Raw genomic sequence first — 26,282 nt, forward strand, 5'->3', positions numbered from 1 at the left:
CCATCGGGGACGAATTGGGGACGAAATGTACTCGGACTCACCATAATTCAATCGGATACGAACAGATGCAAACAAGAAAAACCCTTATAAATCAAGGGTTTTTAAGATGTACATAGTTATATTAGGGGGAGAAACGTTCTTTTCTACAAAGCAGATCAATCCGCAAAAGATGATTTTAACCGGTATGGCACCCATTAGTATCCGTAATCTGCATAAATCCCTAACCGCCTTGAGATGGTAGTATATATGGCTTAAATTGGTCCAAATCATTCGTATATAGTTGAGATTTTGTGAGCTTTAATCGATTATGCAAAATTCCAATATACCGGTATGCAAAAGGCCCGGTTTACTACAGGTGTTTTATTTGTTATGGAAAATTGACAGGACCTTAGCTGACGTTTATCATCAAATACAGATGTATTCGCTTTGGGCGGATTCATCCTATATGGTAACCACCAATCTGCCGTCCGCTTCGGTTAAGATTTCCGTCCTTCGGATGTTGATTTTAATAACCTGAAGGAAGGACTGGGTACATACCCTTGAAAATTGCCGGTGGCCGTTTGGTTCATGTTTACACATAGACAACAGATAGAAAGGGTGCTGCACATATGTCGAAACAGCAAATTGGTGTGATCGGACTGGCTGTCATGGGGAAAAACCTTGCTTTAAACATTGAAAGCAGAGGTTTTACTGTCTCTGTGTTCAACCGCTCTCCGGAGAAAACCAAAGATCTGATGGAGGAAGCCAAAGGCCGCAACCTAGTAGGCACCTATAGCCTGGAGGAGTTCGTTAACTCCCTGGAAACTCCCCGTAAAATTCTGATTATGGTAAAAGCTGGAGCTGCTACTGATGCTACCATTGAACAGTTGGTTCCACTTTTATCTGAAGGGGATATCCTGATTGACGGAGGTAATGCCCACTTCCCTGATACACAACGCCGCAGCAAAGAGCTGGAAGCGAAAAACATCCGCTTTATTGGAACAGGTGTATCCGGCGGTGAAGAGGGGGCACTTAAAGGCCCTGCCATTATGCCTGGCGGACAAAAAGAGGCTTATGCCCTAGTTGAAGATATCCTGACCTCAATTTCTGCTAAAGTGAATGGAGATCCTTGCTGTACGTATATCGGACCGGACGGCGCCGGACATTATGTCAAAATGGTCCATAACGGAATTGAGTATGGGGACATGCAGTTGATTTGTGAAGCCTATCACCTCCTGAAGGACGTGCTGAACGTTAATGCTGAAGAGCTTCATGAAATTTTCAGGGAGTGGAATAAAGGGGAACTTGACAGCTATCTGATCGAGATTACTCGTGACATTTTCACCAAATACGACCTTGAAACCAAACAGCCAATGGTAGATGTCATTTTGGATTCCGCTGGTCAAAAAGGTACAGGAAAATGGACAAGCCAAAGTGCCCTGGACCTTGGTGTTCCGTTATCCATTATTACTGAGTCCGTGTTTTCCCGCTTTATTTCTGCAATGAAAGAGGAGCGTGTTGCTGCAAGTAAAGTACTAAGCGGTCCTACCCAAAAACTGTTTGACGGAGACCGCAAATCCTTTATCGAAGCTGTACGCAAAGCGCTGTATGCAAGCAAAATCTGTTCCTATGCCCAAGGCTTCGCGCAGATGCGCTCTGCGTCAGAAGAGTATAACTGGGACCTCGACTTCGGAAGCATTTCCATGATTTTCCGTGGAGGCTGCATCATCCGTGCAAGATTCCTACAGAACATCAAAGACGCATATGATCGCAACCCTGGCCTCAAGAACTTGCTTCTGGATGAGTACTTTAAAAACATTGTGGAAGAATACCAGGACGCTTGGAGACAAGTAGTGGCTACGGCTATTACTCGCGGTGTACCGGTACCGGCTTTTGCTTCTGCATTGGCTTATTACGACAGCTACCGGACGGAAAGACTGCCGGCTAATCTGCTGCAAGCCCAGCGTGATTACTTTGGTGCTCATACGTTCCAACGCGTTGACAGAGAAGGCACGTTTCATTTCAACTGGTTGGAGGATTAAATTAAACTGGGGGCTCAGGAAGACGAAACAGGCCGCAGGCAGCCTCAGCCAGTCGGGATTTTAACCATAGATCCGCTTCCTGATCAACTTTCCCCCGGTTGTGGATGATCATCATAGCGAGTTCACAAAAAGCATGGAAATTCTGAAAAAGGCGTGGTGTGGGCAAATCCAGTAATCTGGGGTCGCCTTCAGCCACTCTTTTTTTTATAAAATCCATCATCCAGATTAAATCATCCCGGCATAGAGGGTAGTTAGGCTGGAGCATACTCAAAAATTTATCATCAGGATCCTGTAAATAATGGGGGTTCAATGAGCCATCTCTCCTTTAGGGTACTGCGGCTACTTTGCTCAAAAAGGGCAAGTTTGAACGTATACCTTTTCCTTATTTTGTTTATCGTGGGACACGAAATGATCATCGCTTGAGAATAAGCGGCGAAGTCCCTTTTCTGGTGTCAAGTAAAATTAAGGAGGGGTACCATACTTATATGCTTGTTTCAAACCCAGTATGCCACGGCGAAATCACGAAGTATATAACCATCTATTGTAGGATGGAAATAATAGGAAGTTGGAACAGCAGAGGCTGTACAAAACCTGCTATGCTTAATCAAAAACGGTAAGAAGCAGGAGTGTACCAACGTTGACCAACGGAAATTTTTCAACTATTTTCAGCTCATTCACGATAAGTGGCAAGAAGGCAAAGTGGTGCATAGATTAATGGACATCTCTTATTGGGGTATGTGGCATGCTGTGCAATTGTAAGGATTGGGAAACGATCGAGCTGTGGGCACAGGAGCGGACGGAGTGGCTAAGGCAGTATATCGAGTTGAAAAACGGAGTTCCATGATTAAGGGCTGTATTGTGATAGTGGACGCACTCAATACGCAAAAAGAGATCGCTCGGAAGATCGTGAAGGAGAACAAGGCGGACTACGTTTTTGCGTAAAAGGGCAATCATCTGCTGCTGCTTGAAGAAGTGAAGGGCTTCTTTGTGGAAGGAATGCGTGAGACCGGGGAAGAATCGAGGCCTTACGACGTGTCCATATTTGTATGTAAATTCCCTCAACGTTGCTTTAGCTCAAGCGCACAACTTTGGATGCTGTCTTTACCTGAATAAAGAAAAGGATTTTAAAGTCGTCCTGACGTAATAAAACGCGGGAGGGATTTTCATGTTATTTGTTCGCGAATTAACCAACCAAGAAGGTCAACATCTGCTCCGGGTTACTCGCCGGAATACATCCGGTTTTGCTGTACGGAGCTTACATACTACTCGCTTCAGCCCAAAAAATGAAAGTTAAAGGCATCGCGACACTTTACTATTGTGCGGAGGATCATGTTTGTGATGTCATCCATACCTTTAATAAAGATGGCCTAGCCTGCCTCAAACCGAAGTGCTATACTGCCGAGTTCTCTTAAATGAAAATTCCTTGGATATTTTGAACGATCTGATATTTAAGCTTGAAAGTATTAATCATCCTACAGTGAAGAAAGTCACTGAATTATTGAGGTCGGTTGATAAATGTAAATCGGAATATAGTTATACTTCCATAATCGGCCGAAAACAAATGATAGATATAATGAGAAGCTTATTATTGGAAATCTTCGCGATATTAAATTATAATCCGGTTATTCCTAATCCGCTTATTTATGAAGATACTTCTTACCAGATCAATACTATGCTACGCAGTTCGGATTGGAATAATACACTTCGACATCTTTCTATACTGCAGCCCTTGATTAGTCTGTTTTCTATTAACTTCCCTTTTGTTCAGACCCTTAAGCATTTTTTTATTGAAAAGTATGGAGAAACTGGAGTTTGTAATGACATTCTCGCTTTGTTGGATGAATATCGATTTTTCTTTCAAGAAAATCTTCAGTCTACAGATGAAGTGAATGATGAAGTGTTCAATCCGTTTCAATTAGAAGTCATTCAAAAAGCAGAATCGATAAAGAGGGAATTATTAAATATTATTTTTGAAAAAATAGATACTACTATTGAAGAGGAAGTCTGCTTAAAGGACAAAGATTTTTTGCATATTATTGACGATATCCCTTCAGCTATCAAAAATTGGTCATATTCTTATAGCTTTTTTTTGCAACCATACAATATTCAAAATTCAGAAGAACCAGAATTCGTCATTAACAAAATGGCTGCAGGTTATGGACAGTATGTTTCTCGGTTTATTGACCTTTGTGATATTCCTGAAGGTATAAAGTACACAGATATGATTAGAGAAGTCTATAATAGGATTTTGTATGAAGGTCACGAGTTTGCAGAAATTTCAGGTGTATTTGGCTTTAATGGCAACATTCATTCGCCTATGGCACCTTACGAAATTATTTATCCTGGAATGGTTCCTAACTCGAATTTTGAAGAATCTTTGAAAATAGAGGATTTATCTATTCACTATCTAGCCGAGGAAGATAAACTGATATTTAAAACTAAAAAAAACGATGCAACAATTCATCCTTTATACTTAGGTTTTTTAACTTGGTATCTCTTGCCGCCAATTTATCGTTTGTTATTTTTTATGGTCCCGTCGAATTATATGTCATTACCTATTGCAAAGTTGTATTTTTTTCAACAAGAAAAGGCTAAAAAACAAGTTGTCGTAAAAATACCAAGAATAAAAATCAATAATTTGGTGATAACTCGAAAACAATGGTGGATACCATCAAAAGAACTTCCGTACAGACATCTTCCATACGGTGATCTGGAAAGGTGTATGGTTTATGAGAATTGGAGGAAATCCCAAGGGTTACCTCGAGAAGTGTTTATTAAAATTTTAAACCTTCTAACAAAAAAGGAACTGACTTCAGAAAATAAGGGAAATGAGGATGAAATAGCTTTGAAAAACGATGCACTACGAAAACCACAATACATTGATTTTAATAGCATCTTTTTTATTAGAGCTTTTGAAAAATATTGTGATTTAACAAAAGGTTTAAACAGTTATTTAATTGTTGAAGAATTTCTGCCAGATGAAGAGAGTTTGGTCATTCAAGGGGAGACAGATTTCTCTAAACATCTATAAAACAATCGTTCAGCCTGATCTGGATTTTAACAAAACGGCGGCTACTCTTATATTGTCCGGGTTGCCATCCTTTATGGAAGAATGTAGCAGATTATATCGCAAAACAAATATAGTCTGCGGGATAATGATGGAACGAATTATACATTCTGCCGTTATCCAGGGTTTAGGACAATACCCGTTTTTATCTTATTCTGCCGATGCTTTCAAGACAGTTATGAAACTGCCTGAGCCGTTTATACCACTCTCACTTATTTTTATCGGACATAAGGATTGTTCTAATTATATTCTAAAGTATCCAATGTTTTTATAAGTGTATTTGCTTGGGAGGAGACTCAAGATGAAGCTATTAGACGTTAATGTAGATGAAGCGGGGTACTCTGAAGAGAACAAGATTATCTATGATATTAAGTTCAGTGTAGGACATGGTGAATTGGTAGGCTTGATCGGCCCTAACGGAGCAGGAAAATCAACAACTATTAAATCCATTATTGGGTTGCTTCCTTATGTAAAAGGTTACGCGTCCATAAAGGATGGAAGTGGTTCTTACAGCTATATACCCGAGCAACCGATTTTGTATGAAGGTCTTACTCTCTGGGAACATATAGAGATTGCATTGTCGTCCTACGAATACTATTCGACTGAAAAAATAAAAAGGAGTGAAGAATTGTTAAGTCAGTTTCGATTAGAAAAACTTATGCATTCTTACCCCTCAAGTTTTTCTAAAGGAATGCAGCAAAAAGTAATGCTTATTTTAAGTTTTTTATTGGAACCCGATGTATATATTGTCGATGAGCCTTTTATAGGACTTGATCCTATTGCCATTAAGGATTTATTAGATTTAATACAGATGGAGAGGGCGCGAGGAGCTGGGATTCTTATGTCAACACACGTATTGGATACGGCGGAGCGTATTTGTAATCGATTTATATTACTAAATAATGGTCAAATTGCCGCTTCAGGCACTCTGATACAAATTCAAGAACTATGTAAATTGCCAAACGGTACACTTTATGAATGTTTTCATAAAATGATTAAAGGATGAGTTCTATGAATACGGCTTACCATCTATTCGTACGCAGAGTGAAACTTAATGCAATATTTCAATATCGGGTTATCAAATCGGTTGTAGATTGGAGTGTAGCTCTTTATTTTGTTGTTCCGGGCTTTTTCTACCTAGTCAGTTATTATTATTACTTATGGAATACAAAACCAGACTGGATTTTTAATGTTCCTTTTCTAACCGTAGCGCTTTTCTTTTTTGTACTTATTGGCTTAAGTACGGTTCGTTCATTTTATGAATACGAAGACCAACTGTTTTTGTTGCAACGAAAACCATGGATTATAAAACTGAGACGATATGGAATTATTTACTCATTTTTGGTGCATTGCATTAAAACGGCTTTGTTCATAATTTGTTGGCTTCCCGTTATGTATTTGGGGTTTCAAATGGATATGGTCCAGATCACTTACTTCTATTTATTTACGGTTCTTTCCATGACACTATTTGCTTTAATAAAACGCAGAATAAATGCGGTTTTAAATACAATTAAACGGCTAACGTTACTCTTTTTATTCTACGTCGCCGGAGCAGCGTCTTATTTGGTAATTATTTTACAGAATCAACCGTTAATCATCATTTGTTCGAGTGTAACTTTAGCGTTTACCTTCATTATAGCACTATTAAATAAACACATAGAATACAAAAATCGCTTTTTGGAATATGTTGATTATGATATTCTTGATCGGTATAAACACCTAGCGTTATTGCTGAATAACACCGGCTTTAAATATAAGAGCCCTCGTTCAAGAAGGCCAGCACCATTCTTGTTCCGGAATTCAACGAAATTTTTTAAAATGCGAAGCAGGGCCAATATTTTATCCGAATGCTGCACTAAGGCTTTCTTTAGGGATTCATTTAGTGCGAAGCTTTATATACAGTTGACTATTGTTTCATGTTACGGTATATATCAGATGCCCCCTTTAGTTAGTTATATCTTTTTGTTTATGCTTGCCCTTACATTACTTTCACTAGGAAAGATGGTTTGGATTCAATTTATTTATTCAGATTATATAAAAATTTATTTGTGGCCTTATGATGTAAAAAGATCAGCTATGAAGATTACAATGATTTTGCTTGCGATGCCAAGCTATATTCTTGTTGTCATTACATTGCTAGCAAAATCTCAGTCGGCGCTTATTTTATTGGCGAGTGTCGGTGCAGGTTTTCTGAGTTTCTATATTTCCTTATTTATTATCTTAAGATGGTTTAAAAGTACCTTCTGAATTTGCGATTAATCCAGGAGCGGACGATGGGTTCGTGATTTCCCCCTGTCCGTATTGTTGTATTCAAGAGCGTGAGAGCTGTGATATGATAGAGTGAAGCTTAGTCATGAAAATAAGGCAGGAGATAGATGTGGGGAAACATAATATCATTTTGATCGGTTTCATGGGTACCGGAAAAACTACAGTTGCAGCCGAATTGGCAAAAAGCCTAAATCTGACCCGGATTGATCTAGATCAGGAAATTGTAAATGATCAAAACAAATCCATACCGGACTTATTTGCCAAGTATGGAGAGGACCATTTTCGCAATGTTGAAGAAGCCCTTCTTCACCGGGTTCTAATGAAGGACAGGCAGGTTGTGGCTACAGGCGGAGGTGCTGTGCTTCGTGAAGCTAATTGTATTTGTATGAAGCAGAACGGGTTTGTCGTAGCTCTGACGGCATCCCCCGAGGTGATTATTCAAAGAGTCAGCCAGGATACCGACCGGCCTCTTTTGAAAGGCAATGTGGCAGAAAGGGTGCATTCGATATTGAAGGAGAGGGAAGATACTTATCAGTTTGCCGATCTTACCTTGGATACAAGTTCTGGTTTGCTCACAGAAACTATTGATACGATTATTAAACAATGGAGGGCATGGATAACCAGATAACTTTTATCCGGACCTTCCGGGATCATCTATATGTTTTCCCAGTCCATCATACCGCCTGTCATATTTTGATCACAGGCAAGACGGAGCAAGGAGTGAGAACGATTTGGATGTGCTGGCTGTCGGGATTGCCGGAATAGTTGGAGCCTGGTGCCGATATCTGATTTCATTGGCCGCAAATCCGGTTGGCGCTGCTGAATTTCCCTGGGGGACCTTGGCCTGTAATTTAGCCGGCTGTCTGTTTTTGGGTTATTTGGGCAGAGCTGCTTTTTTGAAATGGAGTCCGCGGCTTCAACTTGCCATCAATACGGGGTTTATCGGATCGTTTACTACCTTCTCCACTTTTAGCGTTGAAACGGTTGAGCTATTTCGTGGTGGTGAAATAGGGATGGCTATTGCCTATGTGCTGCTCAGCCTTTGGGGTGGATTGGGATTGGCTTGGGCCGGGTTTGCTTTGGCAAAGCGCAAGGAAGGAATGAAGCGGGATGCCTGAAAATATGTGGATATCGTTACTATGGATTGCAGCTGGAGCTTTCCCCGGGGCAGTGGTCCGGTATTTGTTTTCGAAATGGGTTCAGTCTGTTTTCCTTCCGTTTTTCCTGCCGCTACCTTTTTGATAAATAGCACAGGTGCTTTCTTACTAGGATATTTACTTGGACACAGTGCTTCGGATTCTTTGCGGTTATGGATCGGAACGGGATTCATGGGGGCTTTTACTACCTTTTCCACTTTGAAAATGGAAAGCGTCAAACTGCTTGATCAAAAGAGGATCGGGATTTGGCTGCTCTATACGGGAGCTACTTATTCGGTTGGACTCGCATTGGCCTATGCCGGGTTTATATTATAAATTGAATCTGATTTGGCATTTTGCCTGAATTTTTAAAGCAATAGTTCGGATGGAGATAGAATTTAGAATTATGCAATAGAATCAAATCTGTATTAAATATAAAATTTTGTATAAGGAGAGAAGCTCATGAAGGCTATTGTTCATCCAACTCCCCGTTTGTCAGGGGACATACAGGCCTTGTCGTCGAAGAATTATACCACCCGCTTTTTATTGGCTGCTGCACTTTCAGAAGGAACCAGTACAATCTATTATCCGGCTCAAAGTGAGGATGGAGAAGCGATGCGCCGTTGTATCCGGGATTTGGGCGCCCGGATTGAAGAGGATGATCAGAAGATAATCATTACGGGGTTTGGTAAGTATCCGCAACAGGTGAAAGAACTGAATGTGGGGAATGCCGGGGCTGTGTTGAGGTTTCTGATGTCGGTTGCAGCTTTCTGCCAGGAGGTGACCTTCGTCAATGCTTATCCGGAATCACTTGGAAAACGGCCTCACGATGATTTAATCCACGCTTTGGAACAAATGGGAGTTGAAGTAGTAAATCAGGATGGCCGTCTGCCGATAACAATAAGAGGGGGAGAGCCTCGCGGAGGCCGTATCCAGGTTTCCGGTAACGTCAGTTCGCAATTTTTAAGCTCTATATTGTTTATTGCTCCTTTATTAAAAGAAGATAGTGAAATTGAAGTGCTGCATGATTTAAAATCCAAAATTGTCATCGGGCAGACACTGGATGTACTAAAACAAGCCGGCATTCGGGTAGAGGCAAGTAAAGACCTGATGCATTACCGCATTCCGGGAAATCAGACTTATCAGCCAAGAGAGTATGTCGTGCAGGGGGATTACCCGGGATCAGCGGCCATTTTGGCTGCGGCGGCAGTTACGGAGTCCGATGTTACAGTGAATAACCTTGAAGAAAACAGTCTGCAAGGGGAGCGGGCTTGTATAGATGTTCTTCGCCAAATGGGAGTTCTGCTTACACATAAGGATAGGCAGGTGCAGGTAAAGGGTAACGGAAGGCTTAAGCCTGTAGAATTTGACGGAGACGAATTTACAGATGCTGTATTGGCTATGGTAGCCACTGCTGTTTTCGCCGATGGAACGACCCGTTTTTACAATGTAGAGAATCTTAGGTATAAGGAATGTGACCGGATTACGGACTTTCTGACAGAACTTCGAAAAGCGGGGGCCAGTGTGGAGGAAAGACAGAGTGAAATTATTGTGCACGGGAAGCCTGAAGGGGTGGAGGGCGGCGTGGAAATAGATGCGCATATAGATCACCGTGTGATCATGGCTCTTTCCGTAGTTGGCTTAAGATCACGTAAAGGTCTGACTATCCGTGATGCCCAGCATGTAGCGAAATCTTACCCGCATTTTTTCAATCACTTGCAAGCATTAGGAGCCCACATCGAACTGATGAACTGAACATTTGGGTGGGAGCTGTATGAGAATTATTTTGAGAGGAATCAGGGTATTCTTTGCTTATTTGCTTATTTGCTTATTTTAATATTGCTAGGAGTTACCGGGTTTTTATCTACAGAGCTTTATCAATATGTTTCTGAAAATGTATGGGGAGAGACCAAGGAGGTACTCGCCAAAGAAAATGATAGTGTACCTTCTAACGATGCCGAATCTAAAGCAAACCAGGAGACTCAAATTCCCGCAAGCGCAAGAATAGAGGCTCCTTTTGTCAGTCAATATCCCGAATTGCCTTCAGGCTGTGAGGTAACCGCACTGGCTATGCTGCTGCAATTCAAAGGCATAGATGCAGATAAAATGCAGCTTTACAATGAAGTAAAAAAGGACTCCACCCCAATTGTCTGGAGTCCGGATAAAAAAACGATCTTGTACTGGGGGAACCCTAACCTTGGCTATGTAGGGGATGCAACTGGAAAATCTAAGGGGTTTGCCATCTATCATGAAGGTCTATTCCCTTTGCTTCAACATTATATTCCTACTGGAATTGATATGACCGGTCAGGATTTCAGTGAGCTGGAGCGCCAAATTGCATCCGGGATACCTGTTTTAGCATGGACTACAATATCTTACGAAATTCAGGAAGAGGATTGGGTAACCTGGGATACTCCTATTGGACCGATTAAGACTACCTTTAAAGAACATGCTGTCCTGTTAGTGGGATATGATGAAAAATCGGTTTACATGAATGATCCAAGAAAAGGGAACACTCCAGTTCAGGTAGACAAAACCACATTTGTTTCAACGTGGGAAAAAATGGGTAAACAAGCTTTGTCTTACCTGCCCTAGTTTAAGGAGGAACTCATAATGACATTTGAAAATCCTTCCAGAGACAGCATAAAAGACATTTTGGCAACTGCTAGAAACATTGCTGTAGTAGGTTTGTCGGATAAACCGGACCGCGTTTCACATATGGTGGCTGAAGCTATGCAGTCCCGGGGATACCGGATTATTCCGGTTAATCCCAACGCCTCCGAAATATTGGGGGAGACTTGCTATGCTTCCCTTCAGGATATTCCCGAACCGGTAGATATAGTGAATGTATTTCGGCGAAGTGATCAGGTAGTTCCTATAGCAGAACAGGCAGTTCAAATTAAAGCCAAAGTGTTTTGGCTCCAGCAGGGAATTTACAATGAGGAAGCAGCTAAAATCGCGGAAGAAGGCGGTCTTAAGGTTATTATGGACCGTTGTATCAAAGTGGAAGACGCTATTTTGAATCCCCGTGGTGTGTAATTTTAGCATAATATTTGCATAGCCCGGAATTTAAAACCGTCCGTAAGTTTTCGGGCGGTTTTTTTGTTTGTCCAACTTCCGCAACAATTTCAAACTTAAATTTCCATCCGAACGGGAACAAGATAGAGATAACCCCTAAACCGGTCTATCCGCATCTTCTCCATTAGTGCTCATCAGTTAAATTATGAATTATTCGTCTCATAAATAATATACATCTTTCCGGTAAAAACTATAGGAGGCTCTAATGGAATGTTTTTTCCAGAGGAGAAATTTTAAACATACAAGGAGGCTATCTGAATGCACAACCAGTTCAAAGCCAACGTAGGTCAGTCTGGATACCAAAGCCAAGGCTACCAAGCTAAATTTCAACCAACTGGTAATGTTCAGTCGGCATATGGGAATCTCCCAAGCCAACAATCGTACCACACGGCTAATTACCGTGGAAACCAGCCTGGACATGACAATTCTCTGCGCTCCGATTCGCAAAGCCCGGCTCAAAGCTATAGTGCTCAAGGGATTAGCAGCAGCGTAGGAAGCCAAAACTATGGTGCACAAGGCATCAGCAGCAGCTTCGGAGGCCAAAGCTATGGTATGGGCACTGGCTATGGCCAAAGTCAAAGCTACCAAAGTTTCCAAAGTCCGCAGTCTTACCATGCTGCGAACTACCGCGGTAACCAGCCCGGACATGACAACTCTCTGCGTTCCGATTCGCAAAGCCCGGCTCAAAGCTATAGTGCCCAAGGGATTAGCAGCAGCGTGGGAGGTCAAAGCTATGGTGCACAAGGCATCAGCAGCGTGGGAAGTCAAAGCTACAGTACCCAAGGCATCAGCAGCAGCGTGGGAAGCCAAAGCTACGGTACCCAAGGTATCAGCAGCAGCGTAGGAAGCCAAAACTATGGTGCACAAGGTATCAGCAGCTTCGGAGGCCAAAGCTATGGTATGGGCACTGGCTATGGCCAAAGCCAAAGCTACCAAAGTTTCCAAAGTCCGCAGTCTTACCATGCTGCGAACTACCGCGGTAACCAGCCCGGACATGACAACTCTCTGCGCTCCGATTCCCAATCCCCTACGCAAAGCAGTCAACTGTCTGCTGGAAGTTATGGCCAAAACCTTTCCAGCAGCTATACTAGCCAATTCTAATAAGCGTAGAATAAAAACAAGCGGGTTTTTACAGCCTGCTTGTTTTTTGATTTTGACAAATATCCCTTATGCCTATACGATTTGATATAAAGAGGGGGATGGAAGATGAACTGGATGCGGAGTCTGCAGCAGTTAGGGCGTTCTTTAATGCTGCCAACTATTACTCTTCCTATTGCAGCTGTTTTGCTGCGTTTAGCTGATCTTCCCTGGGGTTATCTGCATGCTGAATCCGTTGGAATTACTTTGCAGATAGCAGGAGAATCCATTTTTTCCTTTTTGCCGCTTATTTTTGCCGTAGGGGTAACGCTGGGACTTACCGGAAACTCAAGCATTTCCGCTATGTCGGCTTTGTTCAGCTACTATATGTTCATGCTGGTTACCCAAAACAGTTTAGGCAGCGGATTTCAATTAGGTATTTCCGGTGGGATCCTTATTGGTATTTTGACGGCAATTACTTTTCACAAGTGTAAGAATGTCAAGCTCCCGGAATACATACAATTCTTTGGTGGTTCCCGTATGGTACCACTGTTTACAGGGATGGGAACGCTGATTTTATCATACGTAATGATTTATTTAGGCCCCATTCTGGTACAGGGTATGCATAAACTCACCGGATTTTTACTTGATCTCGGCGGATTCGGTACATTTCTTTACGGAATTGCTCACCGACTGCTAGTGCCTTCCGGACTCCATCATATTCTCAACAACTTTTTCTGGTTTCAGCTTGGGGGCTATGAGCAGTCAAACGGAACAATAGTTTATGGGGATTTGCCCCGTTTTTTTGCGGGGGATCCATCGGCGGGAATCTATATGGCGGGGTTATATCCGGTCATGATGTTTGCTCTCCCGGCCATTGCTTTTGCTATTATTCAAGAAGCCCGTGAAGACTTAAAACCCAACATACAAAAAACATTTATGGTTGCCGCTTTGGCCTCTCTTTTGACAGGAGTTACCGAACCCATTGAATTTGCTTTTCTGTTCGTGGCCCCTTATTTATTCGTCATTCATGCTGTTCTCTCCGGAACAGTTATGTGGCTTGCCTATGCGCTGGACATTCATCACGGGTTTTCTTTCTCAGCAGGAGCTATTGATTTTCTGATCAACCTGCATTTGTCTCATAATGGTTGGATGCTTATTCCGATCGGGCTCTGCTATGGCCTCCTTTATTATATCCTGTTCCGCCAGGTCATCCGCAGATACCAGATTCCGACTCCCGGCAGGGAAGAAGGATCTTCACTGGAGGAGTGGGCTGGAGATATCCCGTCAAGAGCCCCGCTAATTTTGCAGGCTCTCGGGGTAAGGAAAACATCAAACAGTTGGAGGCTTGCATTACCCGCCTTAGGTTAACCCTTAAAAATGACCGGTTAATGGATATTGCGGCTCTCAGACATTTGGGTGCAGCCGGGGTTATCCGTCTGGGCGGCGGGAATGTTCAGGTTGTGTTTGGCACATACTCCGAACTTATCCGGGAAGAAATTATGAAAACTTTGAAACGGGATATTCATCTGGTTACCTTCTGTGCTCCGGTTCAAGGCAGAATGATCCCACTTGAGGAAGTGCCGGATCAAACTTTCTCGAGCAAATTAGTAGGAAACGGGGCAGCTTTTTTGCCGGAGCGCGGAGAACTGGTATCTCCTGTAGAGGGTCAGGTGATGCATATTTATCCGTCTATGCACGCTCTGGGCATTTTAACAAAAGAAGGTTTGGAAGTGCTTTTGCATATTGGAATTGATACATCTCATTTATCCGAACATTTGTTTACCGCTTGTGTGGAAGCGGGGGATCAGGTCGTACCCGGACAGTTGCTCATCAAATTTAACTACAACAAGGTGAAGAAAATGAGTAAGTCTTTGGCAACGCCCATGGTCATAACCAACTCAAAGAAAGTGAGATCCTTCAGTTATGCACCGTTTAAATCTGTAAAAAAGGGCCAGGCATCAGTTATGTCGGTTATCTTAAAACCCAATGAGTCAGCGGAGGAGAGTTCAAATGATTAAAGGATTGGGAGTATCGGCAGGCATTGCGATGGGGGAGGCTTATGTTATTCCTTCCTGGGAATGGGAACTTCCTGATGAAATGGCGGATGTAAATGATCTGGCCTTTGAATTTGAACGTTTATATGAAGGGATCCGTTCATCCAAAAACGAGCTGGAACTGATCAAGCAGAAAATTAAGGAGGCTCTGGGCAAAGATGAAGCTTTTATCTTTGACGCCCATCTGGCTATCTTGGAAGACCCGGCCTTTATGAATGAGATTCAAACTATAATTGCAAGGCAATCTAAAGCGGCAGAGGTGGCTGTCAAGGAAGTCATTGATAAATTTGTGGATTCTTTCAGCGAATTGGATGACGAATATATGAAAGAAAGGGCAATGGACATCAAGGATGTAGGAAATCGGCTGCTTAAGCATTTATTGGGAGATTATGAAGAAAAAAATCATGTCCCTGAGGAACCTTATATTTTAGTGGCCAAGGAATTGACCCCTTCCCAGCTTACCAATCTGGACCCGGACAAAGTGCTCGGCATCGTTACTATGCTCGGAGGCGCAACTTCTCACTCGGCCATCTTAAGCAGGGCCTTGTCCATTCCATTTGTTATGGGGCTGGAAGGTAAGCTGCTCCGGCCCATTCAACAAGGTGATTTTCTTATCATTGACGGAGAACAGGGAGAATTGTACATTGATCCAGATGAATCGATCAAACAGCAGTACAGAGAACGCAAGGCACGCTTTCTGGCTTACCAGGAAAAACTTCAGGAAATTGCCCATGTTTCTTCCGTGACGAGAGATGGTTTGTATGTGAAGTTAGAAGCTAATATCAATGCGGTGAACGAAATAGACCAGGCCATTCAAAATGGTGCCTATGGAGTCGGGCTGTTCCGGACAGAGTTCCTATATATGGACCGCCAGTCACTGCCAACTGAAGAAGAACAGTTTGAAGTATACAAAGAAGCAGCTGGAAAATTAGGAGAGAAGCCTCTTGTAATACGTACACTGGATATTGGAGGAGATAAGCAGCTTAGTTATTTGCCTCTTGCAGTAGAAGATAATCCTTTTCTTGGCTATCGAGCTATTCGCGTGTCCCTTGATCGCAAAGAGCTCTTTAAAACTCAACTCAGAGCTATTTTAAGAGCGGGAAATTATGGAAAGATCAAATTAATGTACCCCATGATTTCATCCATTGATGAGGTTTTAAAGGCCAATGCCCTTTTAGAAGAGGCTAAAGAGGAATTGCGGAAGAGGAGTTTGGATTTTTGTACTGATCTTGAAGTGGGAGTAACGATTGAGGTACCCGGTGCAGCTCTAATTGCTGACCTGCTTGTTCAAGAAGTTGATTTTCTCAGTATCGGTACCAATGATTTGACCCAGTATATTTTGGCTGTGGACAGAATGAATGAGCATGTGGCACACTTGTATGATCCGTTTCACCCAGCAGTGATCAGACTCCTGAAATATACAGTTGACACAGCTAAAGCGGCGGGTATTCCCATTGCGGTTTGCGGCGAGCTTGCCGGAGACATACGCTATTTGCCGCTTTGGATCGGGATGGGAATAGATGAGATGAGCATTTCGGTGAGGAATATGTTAAATGTGAAAAATCATTTGTTGTCCAGCAGCTATCAAGAGTGCAAGGAATTGCTGGCCAAGGTGCTCAAGCTCCGAACAAGTTCCGAGATTCAGGAAGTGCTCAGGTAGGACCCGGCCCCAAAATCGGAGGTTATAAAAAGGAGGAATCAAAATGGTATTGGAAGGAAGCAAGATTGCAGCTTTTGTTGACCATGATTTTGAAGACCTGGAACTTTGGTATCCGGTATTGAGACTGCGGGAAGCAGGAGCGGAAGTTCATCTGGCAGGACCGGAATCCCATAGCGTCTACGTTGGGAAATACGGAGTTCCCATTACATCAGATTTTTCATTTGAACAGATAAAAGCGGATGAGTACGAAGGTTTATATGTACCGGGGGGTGGGCTCCGGACAAACTGAGGCGCGATCCGCACGTACTCCGGTTGACCAGAGAGTTTCACGAGTCAGGAAAACCCATTGCCCAAATATGTCATGCAGGTTGGGTACTTATTTCCGCTAAAATTGTTGAAGGGTACACGATGACCTCTACTCCAGGAATAAAAGATGACTTGGAAAATGCGGGAGCTACTTGGGTAGACAAGGAAGTTGTTGTCGACCGGAATATTATATCTGGACGCCGGCCACCGGATTTACCTGCTTTTACAAAAGCCTTTGTGGATGCATTGGAGGTATTCAGACAGTCTTGATCATGTGAAAAAGATCATTGAAATTACCTTATGGCAATAAATACTACCCTTTGTGCGGCAGGAAAAGCTGTCTGCCCGGCCGAATATCTGTTAGTATAAAGACATGTTACAGGGTTCGAATCAAAGGAGAGGGTCCTGATGGAGAAAGAATGCACCTGCGGTCGGATTATGACCATCAATATGCGTACTGTCGTTTACCAAAGCCATATCTATATCGAGAATGTTCCTGTCTTTTTATGTGAAAGCTGTGATAACAGTGAAGTATATAGTCCTGTTAGGCCTGAGCTTAAGCATGTTCTTCAAGATTTAAAGGAGTCTTCTGAAAAGAAGCGCATCTGTTTTGAGGACGTTTCAGAAATTGCCCATGTCCTTTTAAAATTGCATAAAACCAGAAGGGATCTTGATTCGTCTTTGGAAATTATGGAAGAAAGGGTTAACGAACTTTTGGACATTTATTTGCTGGCCCGTTCTTTAAACGATGTAAACTGGGTCAATGAAATCCGCGGAAAACTGCTGCAAATCAGCCGACAAATGATGACAGCAAGCTAAGGGTATGAAATTTGGAGATTTGGTAAACCTGAGGGAGAATCAACGGAGAAGGTTGGTTTTCTTTCAGGTTTTTGTTACTATAATAGGGTAAAGACCCTTTACATTGCGAAAAGTAAAAGAATGTCGTATTATATTGTGTAACAATAAATGTGCCGAAACCTATTTTGTGATAATTGGAGAGAGTGACGTGACAGTAACTATTTATGACGTAGCAAGAGAAGCTGGTGTTTCCATGGCTACCGTTTCTCGGGTTGTGAATAACAATCCGAACGTGAAGCCTCAAACCCGAAAAAAAGTATTTGAAGCTATCGAACGTTTAGGCTACCGGCCAAATGCCGTAGCAAGAGGGTTGGCTAGCAAAAAGACAACAACCGTTGGGGTTGTTATTCCTGATATCTCGAACTCCATCTTTGCTGAAGTGGCTCGGGGAATCGAGGATATTGCGAATATGTATCACTATAATATCATCTTAAGCAATGCCGATAAAAAGAAGGAAAAGGAAATCCGGGTTATTAACACTCTACTTGAAAAACAGGTAGACGGGCTGCTTTTTATGGGTGGAGTAGTGACGGATGACCACATTGGAGCATTCCGTACATCATCGGTACCAGTAGTTTTATGCGGGACCGCTGATGAACAGAAACTGGTTCCTTCCGTTGATATAGATCATGAGAAAGCGGCTTTTGATGCGGTCAATGTATTGATTGAAAACGGACATCGTAACATTGCCATGATTACTGGATCACTTCAAGATCCGGCCAACGGTTATGCCCGTTACCATGGGTACAAACGGGCTATGGAATCAGCAGGAATTCTGCTTAGGGAAGAGTTTGTCCGTATCGGAAATTACCGTTATGAGTCCGGTATTGAAGCTACTGACTATTTCTTGCAGCTAGAAAAAAGACCAACAGCGATCTTTTCCGCTACGGATGAAATGGCGATTGGAGCCATACATAAAATCCAGGATTCAGGCCTGAAGGTGCCTGATGATATTTCGGTCATAAGTATTGATAATATCCGGATGGCTTCCATGGTAAGGCCTCAGCTTACAACAGTAGCCCAACCTATGTATGACATTGGTGCTGTTTCTATGCGCTTGCTTACCAAATTGATGAACAAGGAAATGATGGAACAGACCCAAGTTATTCTTCCACATGAAGTAATCTACAGAAATTCAGTGGCTCGGCATTCCTGAGCCGCTTTTTTTCTCTTCCAAAGAAACTAATTTGAGAGGGGAGGTAAGCGGGATGGAGAAAATCGCAGTGATCGGAGCAATGAAAGAAGAAATTGAATTGCTCGTACCGGATATGGAAGTTCAAGGTTCCACCACAATTGCAGGCATTGAATACAGGGAAGGGTCTCTGTATGGAAAAGCAGTTGTCCTGTGTATGTCCGGTGTGGGGAAGGTAAATGCGGCTGTCTGTACGCAAATTTTAGTTGATCGTTTTCAGGCAGATACGGTGATTTTTACAGGTGTAGCAGGTGCATTAGATCCGGAACTGACTATTGGTGACATTGTTATTTCTTCGGACTGTATTCAGCATGACATGGATGTGACAGCCCTGGGCTTTGAAAGGGGAGTAATCCCTTATGCGGAGACATCGGTATTTAAGGCCGATTCGAATTTGATAGAACTGGCGAGGTTTGCAAGTAAAAATTTTGAAGGCCGGACGAAAGTAGGCAGGATCCTGTCTGGAGACCAATTCGTAGCAATCCGGGAAATGGTTGGGGATTTGCATAAATCTTTACAGGGAACATGCACGGAAATGGAAGGGGCTGCGGTGGCACAAGTTTGCCATATGAACGGAATTCCTTTTGTTATCATTCGTTCCATGTCGGATCAGGCGGATGGGAAGGCGCATGTGAATTTCGCCGAATTTACAGTAAAAGCGTCTGAACACTCCTACCAAATCGTAAAACGAATGCTTACGCATATGTAACACGTTTATTTACTTTATGGAAATAAGCCCTTAGAGCATTATACGGCTCCAAGGGCTTTATTGATTCACAACTGTTGGAAGATGTACTAAGAATGATTCGGGATCTATTATTGATGATACATAAGGGCAATCTCCAACGTCTGCCGGTTTTTCACCTCAATCGCATCTCTACGGGGAATCGGTTCCCAATTTTCCACAGGATCCAACCAAGTGGTGGCCAGGGGAAACATACTGTCCTTGCGATGGAACTGCACCCATTTTTCAGGAAGGGGCAGATAAGGATTCCGGGATAGCTTTTCGATCAAAGGATGTTCTGACATGACAAGCCATAGGAGGCTCCAGGCCCGGGGAACAACGCGATAATAATCGTACCCCCCTCCGCCGAAAGCGACCCAGCGCCCTCCGCAAAATTCATGAGCCCATTGATGTATCAGCTCAGGCATACGTTTATAAATTTTCATGGAACAGTACATGTGGGCAAGCGGGTCGAAGGCATGCGCATCACATCCGTGCAAAGAAACGATGACATCCGGCTTGAACTGCTTCAAGATAGGGGGCATTGCTTTTTCCAGGCAGTAGAGCCAGGACTTGTCTTCCGTATAGGGTTCCAACGGAATATTTATGCAAGTGCCGAAAGCCTCCCCTTCACCTCGTTCCGTTACGGATCCGCTCCCGGGAAACAGATACTTGCCTGTTTCATGAATGGAAACGGTACATACATTCGGGTCGCTGTAAAAGCTCCACTGTACGCCGTCTCCATGATGGACATCTGTATCCAGATACAAAACTCTGGCCTGGTAATGCTTGCGTATGTAAGCAATGGCCGCAGAAGCATCGTTATACACGCAAAATCCTGCACCTTTGCTGTCCAGCGCATGATGGAGGCCTCCGCCCAGATGCAGGGCATGATCCGTTTTGCCTGACATAACCTCTTCTGCCGCGGTTAGAGAGCCGCCAACTACCATCGAAGTTACTTCGTGCATAAATTCAAAAAACGGGGTATCTTCCGTATTCAGACCGTATTTTTCCGCCTCGTCCAGCCATGATTGGGCAGGGCAGGCTTTGCTGAGAGCCTTAACGGCTTCAATATAACTCGGGTAGTGAACATAGCGCAATTCCTCGTCTGATGCCATTCTTGGGGGATAATGCAGGACGAGGGAATGGCGTTCAACATATCCAATAATTCGACTGTAAGCAGGAGTCTCTTTTGATTAAACGGATGATGTTCATGAAAATGGTAGCGGGTCTCATGCTCATTGTAAATAAATACAGGCTTGTTGCTCATGAATCTTCTTCCCCCTTGTAGTCCTGATGGACTAATACATAAACCGCTGCTGAAACCGAATATGATCAAACTGTTCTACGGAGGAAAGGGGAACTTTTTTACCAATGCGCACCATTAAACAATTGGCCGGGTGAGAACAAATTTCGGGATCATCCGTGGCAAACCAGACCATATCTACACTTTTCATCAGATGTTCCATCATGTTGCGGTATTCCCAAACCGTCAGGCCACTCTTTTCTAAATCCCAATGCCAGTAATATTCCGTTGAAAATGTTATTACATTTTCCATTTGGCCACCCAGGTAAGCAAGCTGAATCATTTTTTTACCTAATCCCATGGAACGATAATCGTCGGCGACTTCTATGGCTCCGAGCTCAATCAGATCTTTCATATTTCCCTGGGACCAACGTTCGATCTCATCCGGATAATGAAAGGTTGCATACCCTACAATCGTATCATTCGTCCGGGAGATGATGATTCTTCCTTCCGGAAGCCCGGCAATTTCCACCAGGGCTTTATGCTGATCTCCCGGACGCCGGAATGCATCCAAATCAGAATGCATCTCCAGTTTAAGCAAATGACCGGGACTGACGGGCCCTTCCACTACAATTTCTTTATCTGTACCTGGAGGAACAAATGATGTGCTGTGATAGATTTTTATATGTTCCATGAGAGCCCAGTCTCCTTATTTGTCATAAAGTTTTCTTTCCTCTCTAATTCACTTATAACACAAGTTCTTCCAAATTGAAAAGGAATAGGCAAAGTATTCTGACCATGGTATAATTGAATATGGTATACTTTTAACCAGAGATCTATTAACTTGTAAGGCGGAGTTACATATGGAAAATTCGAATGAAAGCGTTTTATCAATTCGGGGGGGTGCCTATGAACCAATTGAAAGGAGAAGTCATTAAAGAGGTTACTCAGAAGTCCAATCTAGGCAATTATGAGCAGGCCAGGGCCAATTTCTCGTGGGACAGTATCGAGCAACACTTTTCGTGGCATCAGACAGGCAAAGTCAATATGGCTTACGAAGCAATTGATCGACATGCGGAATCAGATAGAAAGAATAAGATAGCTCTATTGTACAGCGATAATCGTAGAGATGAACAATATACTTTTGAACAAATGAAGGCAAAATCAAATCAATTTGGCAACTTGCTCCGCAAATTGGGGGTCCATAAAGGGGATCGGGTATTTATTTTTATGCCAAGAACACCAGAACTGTATTTTGCACTGTTAGGAACAATCAAAATAGGAGCGGTGGTAGGCCCGTTATTCGAAGCCTTCATGGAAATGGCCGTATGCGACCGGCTGAAGGATAGCGAAGCCGTGGCAATTGTAACGACACCTGCCCTTGTTTCCAGGGTACCTGAAAAAGATTTACCCAATTTGAAACATGTGATTGTTGTTGGCGAGGACCTCAAACTGGATAAAGGGCAAGTTGATTTTTATAAAGAAATGAACCAGGCTTCGGAAGAACTGGACATAGAATGGGTAGACCGTGAAGATGGCATGATTCTGCACTATACATCCGGCTCGACAGGAAAACCCAAAGGCGTCTACCATGTTCATAACGCCATGATCCAGCAGTATTATACAGGGAAAGTCGTACTGGAGCTGCAGGAAGATGATGTTTACTGGTGTACGGCTGATCCTGGTTGGGTAACAGGTACGTCTTATGGTATCTTTGCCCCTTGGCTCAATGGGGCCACTAACGTTATCAGAGGGGGGCGTTTCAGCCCGCAAGACTGGTATCAAACGATTGAAAAGCACCAGGTGACCGTCTGGTATAGTGCACCAACTGCCTTCCGGATGCTGATGGGTGCAGGTGATGATGTAGTTAAGCAGTTTGATTTGTCTTCTCTCCGGCATATATTAAGTGTAGGTGAACCTCTCAACCCTGAAGTCGTAAGATGGGGATTAAAAGTATATAACCATAGGATTCATGATACTTGGTGGATGACGGAAACTGGAGCCCAGGTAATTTGTAACTTTCCAAGTATGCCGATGAAACCAGGGTCGATGGGACGTCCGATTCCGGGAGTCGAGGCAGCGATTATCGATGATCAGGGGAATGTACTGCCTCCGAACCGGATGGGGAATCTGGCAGTAAAGACTCCGTGGCCGTCGATGATGCGTAAAATTTGGAACAACCCGTCCAAATACGAGGAATACTTCCGTATTCCAGGCTGGTACATTTCGGGAGACTCGGCTTTCATGGATGAAGACGGATATTTCTGGTTCCAGGGAAGAATTGATGATGTCATCAACACGGCTGGGGAACGGGTAGGCCCTTTTGAAGTTGAAAGCAAGCTTGTAGAGCATCCTGCTGTAGCTGAAGCGGGTGTAATCGGTAAACCTGATCCAATGCGGGGAGAAATTATCAAAGCCTTTATATCGCTCCGCGAAGGATATACGTCTTCCGATGAACTGAAGGAGGAAATTTCCAATTTCGTTAAAGTAGGATTATCCGCACATGCTGCACCGAGAGAGATCGAGTTCAAGGATAAGCTTCCTAAGACACGCAGCGGTAAAATTATGCGCCGCGTTCTGAAAGCCTGGGAGTTAAACCTGCCAACAGGGGATTTATCCACGATCGAGGAATAATTCTGGTTATCTTATTAGAAAAACCCTCTGCATTTGGAGCAGAGGGTTTTAAGTATGATGATTTTTACTTTAGGAGCTGAATCGGGCCTCGGTGATACTGCTTTTGAAAGTTTGCCGTTTGGGCTTTTACCCATCGGTTATTCATGTAACGCTTATTCCTGTGGAGCAGGATCCGGCACAGGAATCTGAGAAGGAGTGCCTTCACCTCCCGGAACAGGTGGGTCCGGTGTTGGTGTTGGGGTTCCTCCACTAGCAAAAGAACTACTCGGAACTGACTCATTACCAGCCACATCCACGGCTGTGACATAATAAGCATAGTTTGCGCCCATGCTGACTTCGTCTGTAAATTTCAGTTCCTTTCCGACAAGTACTACTTTGCCGCCAACTCGCTGGAAAGGACCCCTATTAACAGACCGGTATAATCTGTACCCGATAACATCTTGGCTGCTGCTTGGTCCGAAGGTAATGGTAGAAACACCTCCAGAACGGGTGGCCACCAGAGAACCGGGAGCAGCCGGTGCGACACCGTCATCTTTGCGCGGATCTATTTCCGTTGGGGCGTCATCGTTATAATCTTTTGGTTTATAAAAGCTGAGCGCATGTCTCTTCTTGGCCGGAACTTTCGGTAGGGCATTCTGAATCTCTTTCATTAGCTGACTTAAAGATTTATCCCGTTTTACCACAATCTTTGACTGGACAAAATCTTCTGGCGTTGAAGACTGCGCAATGTAGTTGATATTATTGTAGGAAATTATTCTAACCCGGGTCAGACGGTCATCCACCTTTTTAGGTAAGAACTTCTTGTTGAAAATATCGGTTACTAAATGGTTGGATTGTCTGGTCAAGTCATTAGGAAGTAGTCCGGATACGTTAGAGACGGTAGCAGTGACGATATTGTCCGGTTTAGTAAATTTTTTGTCCGCGAATAAGTCCGGCTTTTGTTTCAGTGTGTCATTCATGACAAGGGACCAGATGGACATCGCCCTATTTCTTGCTGCCTTTGTTTGCAGCGTATATTTCCGCTCTTCGTATCCTGCCCATACACCAAGAGTAACACTAGGTGTGTAACCGACAAACCAAGCATCCGTATCGTCCTGTGTTGAACCGGTCTTTCCGACAACATCCATCTTGCCATAGCCACTAAAGGATGACTTGATTTGAGTTCCCGTTCCGTTCGAAAGGACCGTCTTTAGCATATCCGTGATTAAATAAGCCGTTTCCTCGGAAAAAACGCTGACGGGCTTTGTTTCATGTTCATACACAACATTTCCCTGGGAATCCGTAATCTTGGAGATCATAAAAGCTTCATTAAAGTTTCCTTTATTAGCCATGGTAGCATAGGCGTTGGTCATATCCTTAACCGTCGTACCAGCCCACATGCCGCCGATTACACCGACCCGGGAATTGTAATCCTGGTCCTTAATGGTTGAGATGCCCATTTTTTTGGCATAGGACCAGGCCTCTTCAATGCCGATTACATCATTGTACAGACGCAGGGCAGGGATGTTATAAGATTGGTTCAAAGCTTTGCGGGCCGTAACGAGCCCCTGGTATCCTCTCCCCGCATTCACTGGAATGTGAAGACTGTTTCCATTTTTCATAATAATAGGGGAATCGTCCAGAACGCCAGCCGGCTGCATAAGCCCCTTCTCCATGGCAGGAATAAAGGCCGCGATAGGCTTCATGGTGGAACCAGGTTGGCGCGGATCCTGAGTAGCCATATTGATCTGATTTACTTCGAAGCTTCTTCCTTCAATCATGCCAAGAACAGCACTTGTTTTACTGTCCATCATGACAGCAGCGGTCTGTTCAAGCCCCCGTTTGTCTTTTTGGGAAAAGTTCTTATCATTTTTGGCAATGGCCTGCATAGAATCATAAATGGTTTTATCAATCGTGGTATAAATCTGGTATCCGCCTTGAAGCACTTGCTTGCGCATTTCCTTTAAAGCTTCATCATATTTGTCTTTATCTTTATTTCGATCAAGGTCCGGATATTTTTGCTTCAGGAGCTGGATAGCCGTTTCTCTTTCCACTTCCATCATCAGATACGGGTAATCTTGGTATGCAGTATTCTTATCAGGCTTCGCAAGTGCAGATTTAAGATCGAAGGCTAGCGCTTCCTGATATTGCTGCTCATTAATTTTGTTCTCCTGGAGCATGCGCTTAAGAACCAGCTGCTGGCGGTTTACTGCCCGTTTGAAGACTTCCTCGTTAAATTGACCCGTGCCGGTAAATGCCGAGTAACTGCTTGGCAGTTGGGGAATGCCGGCCAGATATGCAGCTTGCGCCAAATTGACGTCCTTTAAATCTGTGATGCCAAAAATACCTTTGGCTGCCGCTTTAATTCCGTATACATTCGTTCCGGTATTGCCGTTTCCATAGGGGATTTTAATAAGATAGGCTAGTAAGATTTGGTCTTTGGTCATCAGCCGTTCCATACGCAACGAGAGCAGAATCTCTTTGGCCTTCCGCGAATCTTCCTTATCGAGGGAAAGGAAGACCCGCCTGGCGAGCTGCTGGGTTATGGTACTTCCTCCAGTCTGAACTTCTTTATTGGTCAATTTCTGGTAGAAAGCACGGAACAAGCCGTTATAATCGATGCCGTTATGCTCATAGAAGTTTTTATCTTCCACAGCGAAAACAGCATCAAATATGACCTGGGGAATTTCTTCCATTGTAACGAGGCTGCGGTCTTCTTCAGTTCTAAGCTGACCTATTAGTGTATTATCATTGAAAAATGCGGATCCGGTAACCACATTCTGCTCTACTTGTTTCATGATTTCGTCCTTGCTGCGAACCGGATCGTCTTTGACGAGTGCGCTCACATAACCAAATGCAACGCCGCCTGCAAGCAGAAAAAAGAACAAGCCGCAGATACAGAGCCATTTTAAAGAAATAACCGTGATTCTTCCCGCTTTTCTAAACCATGGCTTATGTTTTTGTTGATTATCTTCCATA

At 43.4% G+C, this 26,282-nt stretch carries 22 protein-coding genes and 4 pseudogenes; 21 read left to right on the forward strand and 5 right to left on the reverse strand.

Annotated elements, in window-relative coordinates; genetic code table 11:
* Window positions 1-608: 608 nt before the first annotated feature.
* Window positions 609-2,021, forward strand: a complete 1,413-nt coding sequence (gene gnd / locus BXP28_RS02375; RefSeq protein ID WP_023485372.1) for an NADP-dependent phosphogluconate dehydrogenase — start codon at window positions 609-611, stop codon at window positions 2,019-2,021.
* 1 nt (window position 2,022) lies between these two features.
* Here the strand turns inward: gnd and BXP28_RS02380 are convergent, their stop codons facing one another.
* On the reverse strand, window positions 2,023-2,331 hold the full coding sequence (locus BXP28_RS02380; protein WP_024094400.1) for a hypothetical protein: 309 nt from the start codon (window positions 2,329-2,331) through the stop codon (window positions 2,023-2,025).
* A 432-nt stretch (window positions 2,332-2,763) separates the two neighbouring features.
* On the opposite strand from BXP28_RS02380, the gene BXP28_RS24875 reads away from it, so the two are divergent.
* The 13 genes and pseudogenes from BXP28_RS24875 to BXP28_RS02430 all read left to right on the forward strand — a co-directional run bounded on the left by BXP28_RS24875 (window position 2,764) and on the right by BXP28_RS02430 (window position 11,531).
* Window positions 2,764-2,865 carry a transposase family protein gene (locus tag BXP28_RS24875; RefSeq protein ID WP_077584869.1) on the forward strand — a complete coding sequence of 34 codons (102 nt, stop codon included), beginning with the start codon at window positions 2,764-2,766 and terminating at the stop codon, window positions 2,863-2,865.
* Window positions 2,823-2,963, forward strand: coding sequence for a hypothetical protein (locus BXP28_RS23155; RefSeq protein ID WP_162544272.1), 141 nt, complete (start codon window positions 2,823-2,825; stop codon window positions 2,961-2,963). Before BXP28_RS24875 ends, BXP28_RS23155 begins: the two co-directional genes overlap by 43 nt.
* A gap of 223 nt (window positions 2,964-3,186) precedes the next feature.
* Window positions 3,187-3,315: a hypothetical protein gene (locus tag BXP28_RS23780; protein WP_257125661.1), complete on the forward strand. Its 129-nt coding sequence runs from the start codon at window positions 3,187-3,189 to the stop codon at window positions 3,313-3,315.
* Window positions 3,305-3,433, forward strand: a complete 129-nt coding sequence (locus BXP28_RS25490) for a hypothetical protein (protein ID WP_374049703.1) — start codon at window positions 3,305-3,307, stop codon at window positions 3,431-3,433. Before BXP28_RS23780 ends, BXP28_RS25490 begins: the two co-directional genes overlap by 11 nt.
* Window positions 3,409-5,052: a lantibiotic dehydratase gene (locus BXP28_RS02390; RefSeq protein ID WP_023485373.1), complete on the forward strand. Its 1,644-nt coding sequence runs from the start codon at window positions 3,409-3,411 to the stop codon at window positions 5,050-5,052. Before BXP28_RS25490 ends, BXP28_RS02390 begins: the two co-directional genes overlap by 25 nt.
* 337 nt (window positions 5,053-5,389) lie before the next feature.
* Entirely contained in the window at window positions 5,390-6,094 is a 705-nt protein-coding gene (locus BXP28_RS02395; protein WP_036658354.1) for an ABC transporter ATP-binding protein, read from the forward strand.
* Between the two features lie 5 nt (window positions 6,095-6,099).
* Window positions 6,100-7,335 carry an ABC transporter permease gene (locus BXP28_RS02400; protein WP_042119048.1) on the forward strand — a complete coding sequence of 412 codons (1,236 nt, stop codon included), beginning with the start codon at window positions 6,100-6,102 and terminating at the stop codon, window positions 7,333-7,335.
* Window positions 7,336-7,465: 130 nt separating this feature from the next.
* The gene (locus BXP28_RS02405) at window positions 7,466-7,984 is read left to right on the forward strand and encodes a shikimate kinase (RefSeq protein ID WP_096761131.1); all 519 of its coding nucleotides are present in this window, start codon (window positions 7,466-7,468) and stop codon (window positions 7,982-7,984) included.
* A gap of 109 nt (window positions 7,985-8,093) precedes the next feature.
* Window positions 8,094-8,474: a fluoride efflux transporter CrcB gene (crcB, locus tag BXP28_RS02410; RefSeq protein WP_023484135.1), complete on the forward strand. Its 381-nt coding sequence runs from the start codon at window positions 8,094-8,096 to the stop codon at window positions 8,472-8,474.
* Window positions 8,475-8,478: 4 nt separating this feature from the next.
* A pseudogene (gene crcB / locus BXP28_RS02415) lies at window positions 8,479-8,828 on the forward strand (fluoride efflux transporter CrcB).
* 126 nt (window positions 8,829-8,954) lie between these two features.
* Window positions 8,955-10,247 carry a 3-phosphoshikimate 1-carboxyvinyltransferase gene (aroA, locus tag BXP28_RS02420; protein ID WP_023484133.1) on the forward strand — a complete coding sequence of 431 codons (1,293 nt, stop codon included), beginning with the start codon at window positions 8,955-8,957 and terminating at the stop codon, window positions 10,245-10,247.
* Window positions 10,248-10,331: 84 nt separating this feature from the next.
* Entirely contained in the window at window positions 10,332-11,087 is a 756-nt protein-coding gene (locus BXP28_RS02425) for a C39 family peptidase (RefSeq protein WP_257125662.1), read from the forward strand.
* Window positions 11,088-11,105: 18 nt separating this feature from the next.
* Window positions 11,106-11,531 carry a CoA-binding protein gene (locus BXP28_RS02430; RefSeq protein WP_023484131.1) on the forward strand — a complete coding sequence of 142 codons (426 nt, stop codon included), beginning with the start codon at window positions 11,106-11,108 and terminating at the stop codon, window positions 11,529-11,531.
* Between the two features lie 198 nt (window positions 11,532-11,729).
* Here the strand turns inward: BXP28_RS02430 and BXP28_RS22395 are convergent, their stop codons facing one another.
* Window positions 11,730-12,638, reverse strand: a complete 909-nt coding sequence (locus BXP28_RS22395; protein ID WP_155116359.1) for a hypothetical protein — start codon at window positions 12,636-12,638, stop codon at window positions 11,730-11,732.
* Between the two features lie 138 nt (window positions 12,639-12,776).
* Here BXP28_RS22395 and BXP28_RS02440 point away from each other — a divergent pair.
* From BXP28_RS02440 to BXP28_RS02465, 6 genes and pseudogenes are all read left to right on the forward strand, one after another.
* A pseudogene (locus BXP28_RS02440) lies at window positions 12,777-14,668 on the forward strand (glucose PTS transporter subunit IIA).
* Entirely contained in the window at window positions 14,661-16,364 is a 1,704-nt protein-coding gene (gene ptsP / locus BXP28_RS02445) for a phosphoenolpyruvate--protein phosphotransferase (protein WP_023483040.1), read from the forward strand. Before BXP28_RS02440 ends, ptsP begins: the two are co-directional and overlap by 8 nt.
* Window positions 16,365-16,407: 43 nt before the next feature.
* Window positions 16,408-16,940: pseudogene (locus BXP28_RS02450) on the forward strand (type 1 glutamine amidotransferase domain-containing protein).
* Window positions 16,941-17,078: 138 nt separating this feature from the next.
* On the forward strand, window positions 17,079-17,489 hold the full coding sequence (locus BXP28_RS02455) for a hypothetical protein (protein ID WP_023483038.1): 411 nt from the start codon (window positions 17,079-17,081) through the stop codon (window positions 17,487-17,489).
* A gap of 187 nt (window positions 17,490-17,676) precedes the next feature.
* A complete protein-coding gene (ccpA, locus tag BXP28_RS02460) occupies window positions 17,677-18,684 on the forward strand; it encodes a catabolite control protein A (RefSeq protein ID WP_023483037.1) in 1,008 nt (335 codons plus the stop codon).
* A gap of 52 nt (window positions 18,685-18,736) precedes the next feature.
* The gene (locus BXP28_RS02465) at window positions 18,737-19,429 is read left to right on the forward strand and encodes a 5'-methylthioadenosine/adenosylhomocysteine nucleosidase (protein WP_023483036.1); all 693 of its coding nucleotides are present in this window, start codon (window positions 18,737-18,739) and stop codon (window positions 19,427-19,429) included.
* A gap of 107 nt (window positions 19,430-19,536) precedes the next feature.
* Here BXP28_RS02465 and BXP28_RS02470 read toward each other — a convergent pair.
* Both BXP28_RS02470 and BXP28_RS02475 read right to left on the reverse strand, forming a co-directional pair.
* Window positions 19,537-20,714 (reverse strand): annotated as a pseudogene (locus BXP28_RS02470) (acetoin utilization protein AcuC).
* Window positions 20,715-20,745: 31 nt separating this feature from the next.
* The gene (locus BXP28_RS02475; RefSeq protein WP_023483034.1) at window positions 20,746-21,384 is read right to left on the reverse strand and encodes a GNAT family N-acetyltransferase; all 639 of its coding nucleotides are present in this window, start codon (window positions 21,382-21,384) and stop codon (window positions 20,746-20,748) included.
* Between the two features lie 215 nt (window positions 21,385-21,599).
* Here BXP28_RS02475 and acsA point away from each other — a divergent pair, with 215 nt between their 5' ends.
* On the forward strand, window positions 21,600-23,324 hold the full coding sequence (gene acsA / locus BXP28_RS02480; protein WP_036658783.1) for an acetate--CoA ligase: 1,725 nt from the start codon (window positions 21,600-21,602) through the stop codon (window positions 23,322-23,324).
* A gap of 152 nt (window positions 23,325-23,476) precedes the next feature.
* On the opposite strand, the gene BXP28_RS02485 is transcribed toward acsA, so the two are convergent.
* Window positions 23,477-26,281, reverse strand: coding sequence for a transglycosylase domain-containing protein (locus BXP28_RS02485; RefSeq protein WP_023483032.1), 2,805 nt, complete (start codon window positions 26,279-26,281; stop codon window positions 23,477-23,479).
* Window position 26,282 lies beyond the last annotated feature (1 nt).

It is taken from the genome of Paenibacillus larvae subsp. larvae (genome assembly GCF_002003265.1).
Classification (GTDB): domain Bacteria; phylum Bacillota; class Bacilli; order Paenibacillales; family NBRC-103111; genus Paenibacillus_H; species Paenibacillus_H larvae.

Excerpts from the sequence above, each read along its gene's own strand:
- gnd (WP_023485372.1), top strand. The coding sequence starts at position 609 with ATGTCGAAACAGCAAATTGGTGTGATCGGACTGGCTGTCATGGGGAAA.
- BXP28_RS24875 (WP_077584869.1), top strand. The coding sequence starts at position 2,764 with ATGCTGTGCAATTGTAAGGATTGGGAAACGATCGAGCTGTGGGCACAG.
- BXP28_RS23780 (WP_257125661.1), top strand. The coding sequence starts at position 3,187 with ATGTTATTTGTTCGCGAATTAACCAACCAAGAAGGTCAACATCTGCTC.
- BXP28_RS25490 (WP_374049703.1), top strand. The coding sequence starts at position 3,305 with ATGAAAGTTAAAGGCATCGCGACACTTTACTATTGTGCGGAGGATCAT.
- BXP28_RS02395 (WP_036658354.1), top strand. The coding sequence starts at position 5,390 with ATGAAGCTATTAGACGTTAATGTAGATGAAGCGGGGTACTCTGAAGAG.
- BXP28_RS02400 (WP_042119048.1), top strand. The coding sequence starts at position 6,100 with ATGAATACGGCTTACCATCTATTCGTACGCAGAGTGAAACTTAATGCA.
- aroA (WP_023484133.1), top strand. The coding sequence starts at position 8,955 with ATGAAGGCTATTGTTCATCCAACTCCCCGTTTGTCAGGGGACATACAG.
- BXP28_RS02430 (WP_023484131.1), top strand. The coding sequence starts at position 11,106 with ATGACATTTGAAAATCCTTCCAGAGACAGCATAAAAGACATTTTGGCA.
- ptsP (WP_023483040.1), top strand. The coding sequence starts at position 14,661 with ATGATTAAAGGATTGGGAGTATCGGCAGGCATTGCGATGGGGGAGGCT.
- BXP28_RS02455 (WP_023483038.1), top strand. The coding sequence starts at position 17,079 with ATGGAGAAAGAATGCACCTGCGGTCGGATTATGACCATCAATATGCGT.
- BXP28_RS02465 (WP_023483036.1), top strand. The coding sequence starts at position 18,737 with ATGGAGAAAATCGCAGTGATCGGAGCAATGAAAGAAGAAATTGAATTG.
- BXP28_RS02475 (WP_023483034.1), bottom strand. The coding sequence starts at position 21,384 with ATGGAACATATAAAAATCTATCACAGCACATCATTTGTTCCTCCAGGT.
- acsA (WP_036658783.1), top strand. The coding sequence starts at position 21,600 with ATGAACCAATTGAAAGGAGAAGTCATTAAAGAGGTTACTCAGAAGTCC.
- BXP28_RS02485 (WP_023483032.1), bottom strand. The coding sequence starts at position 26,281 with ATGGAAGATAATCAACAAAAACATAAGCCATGGTTTAGAAAAGCGGGA.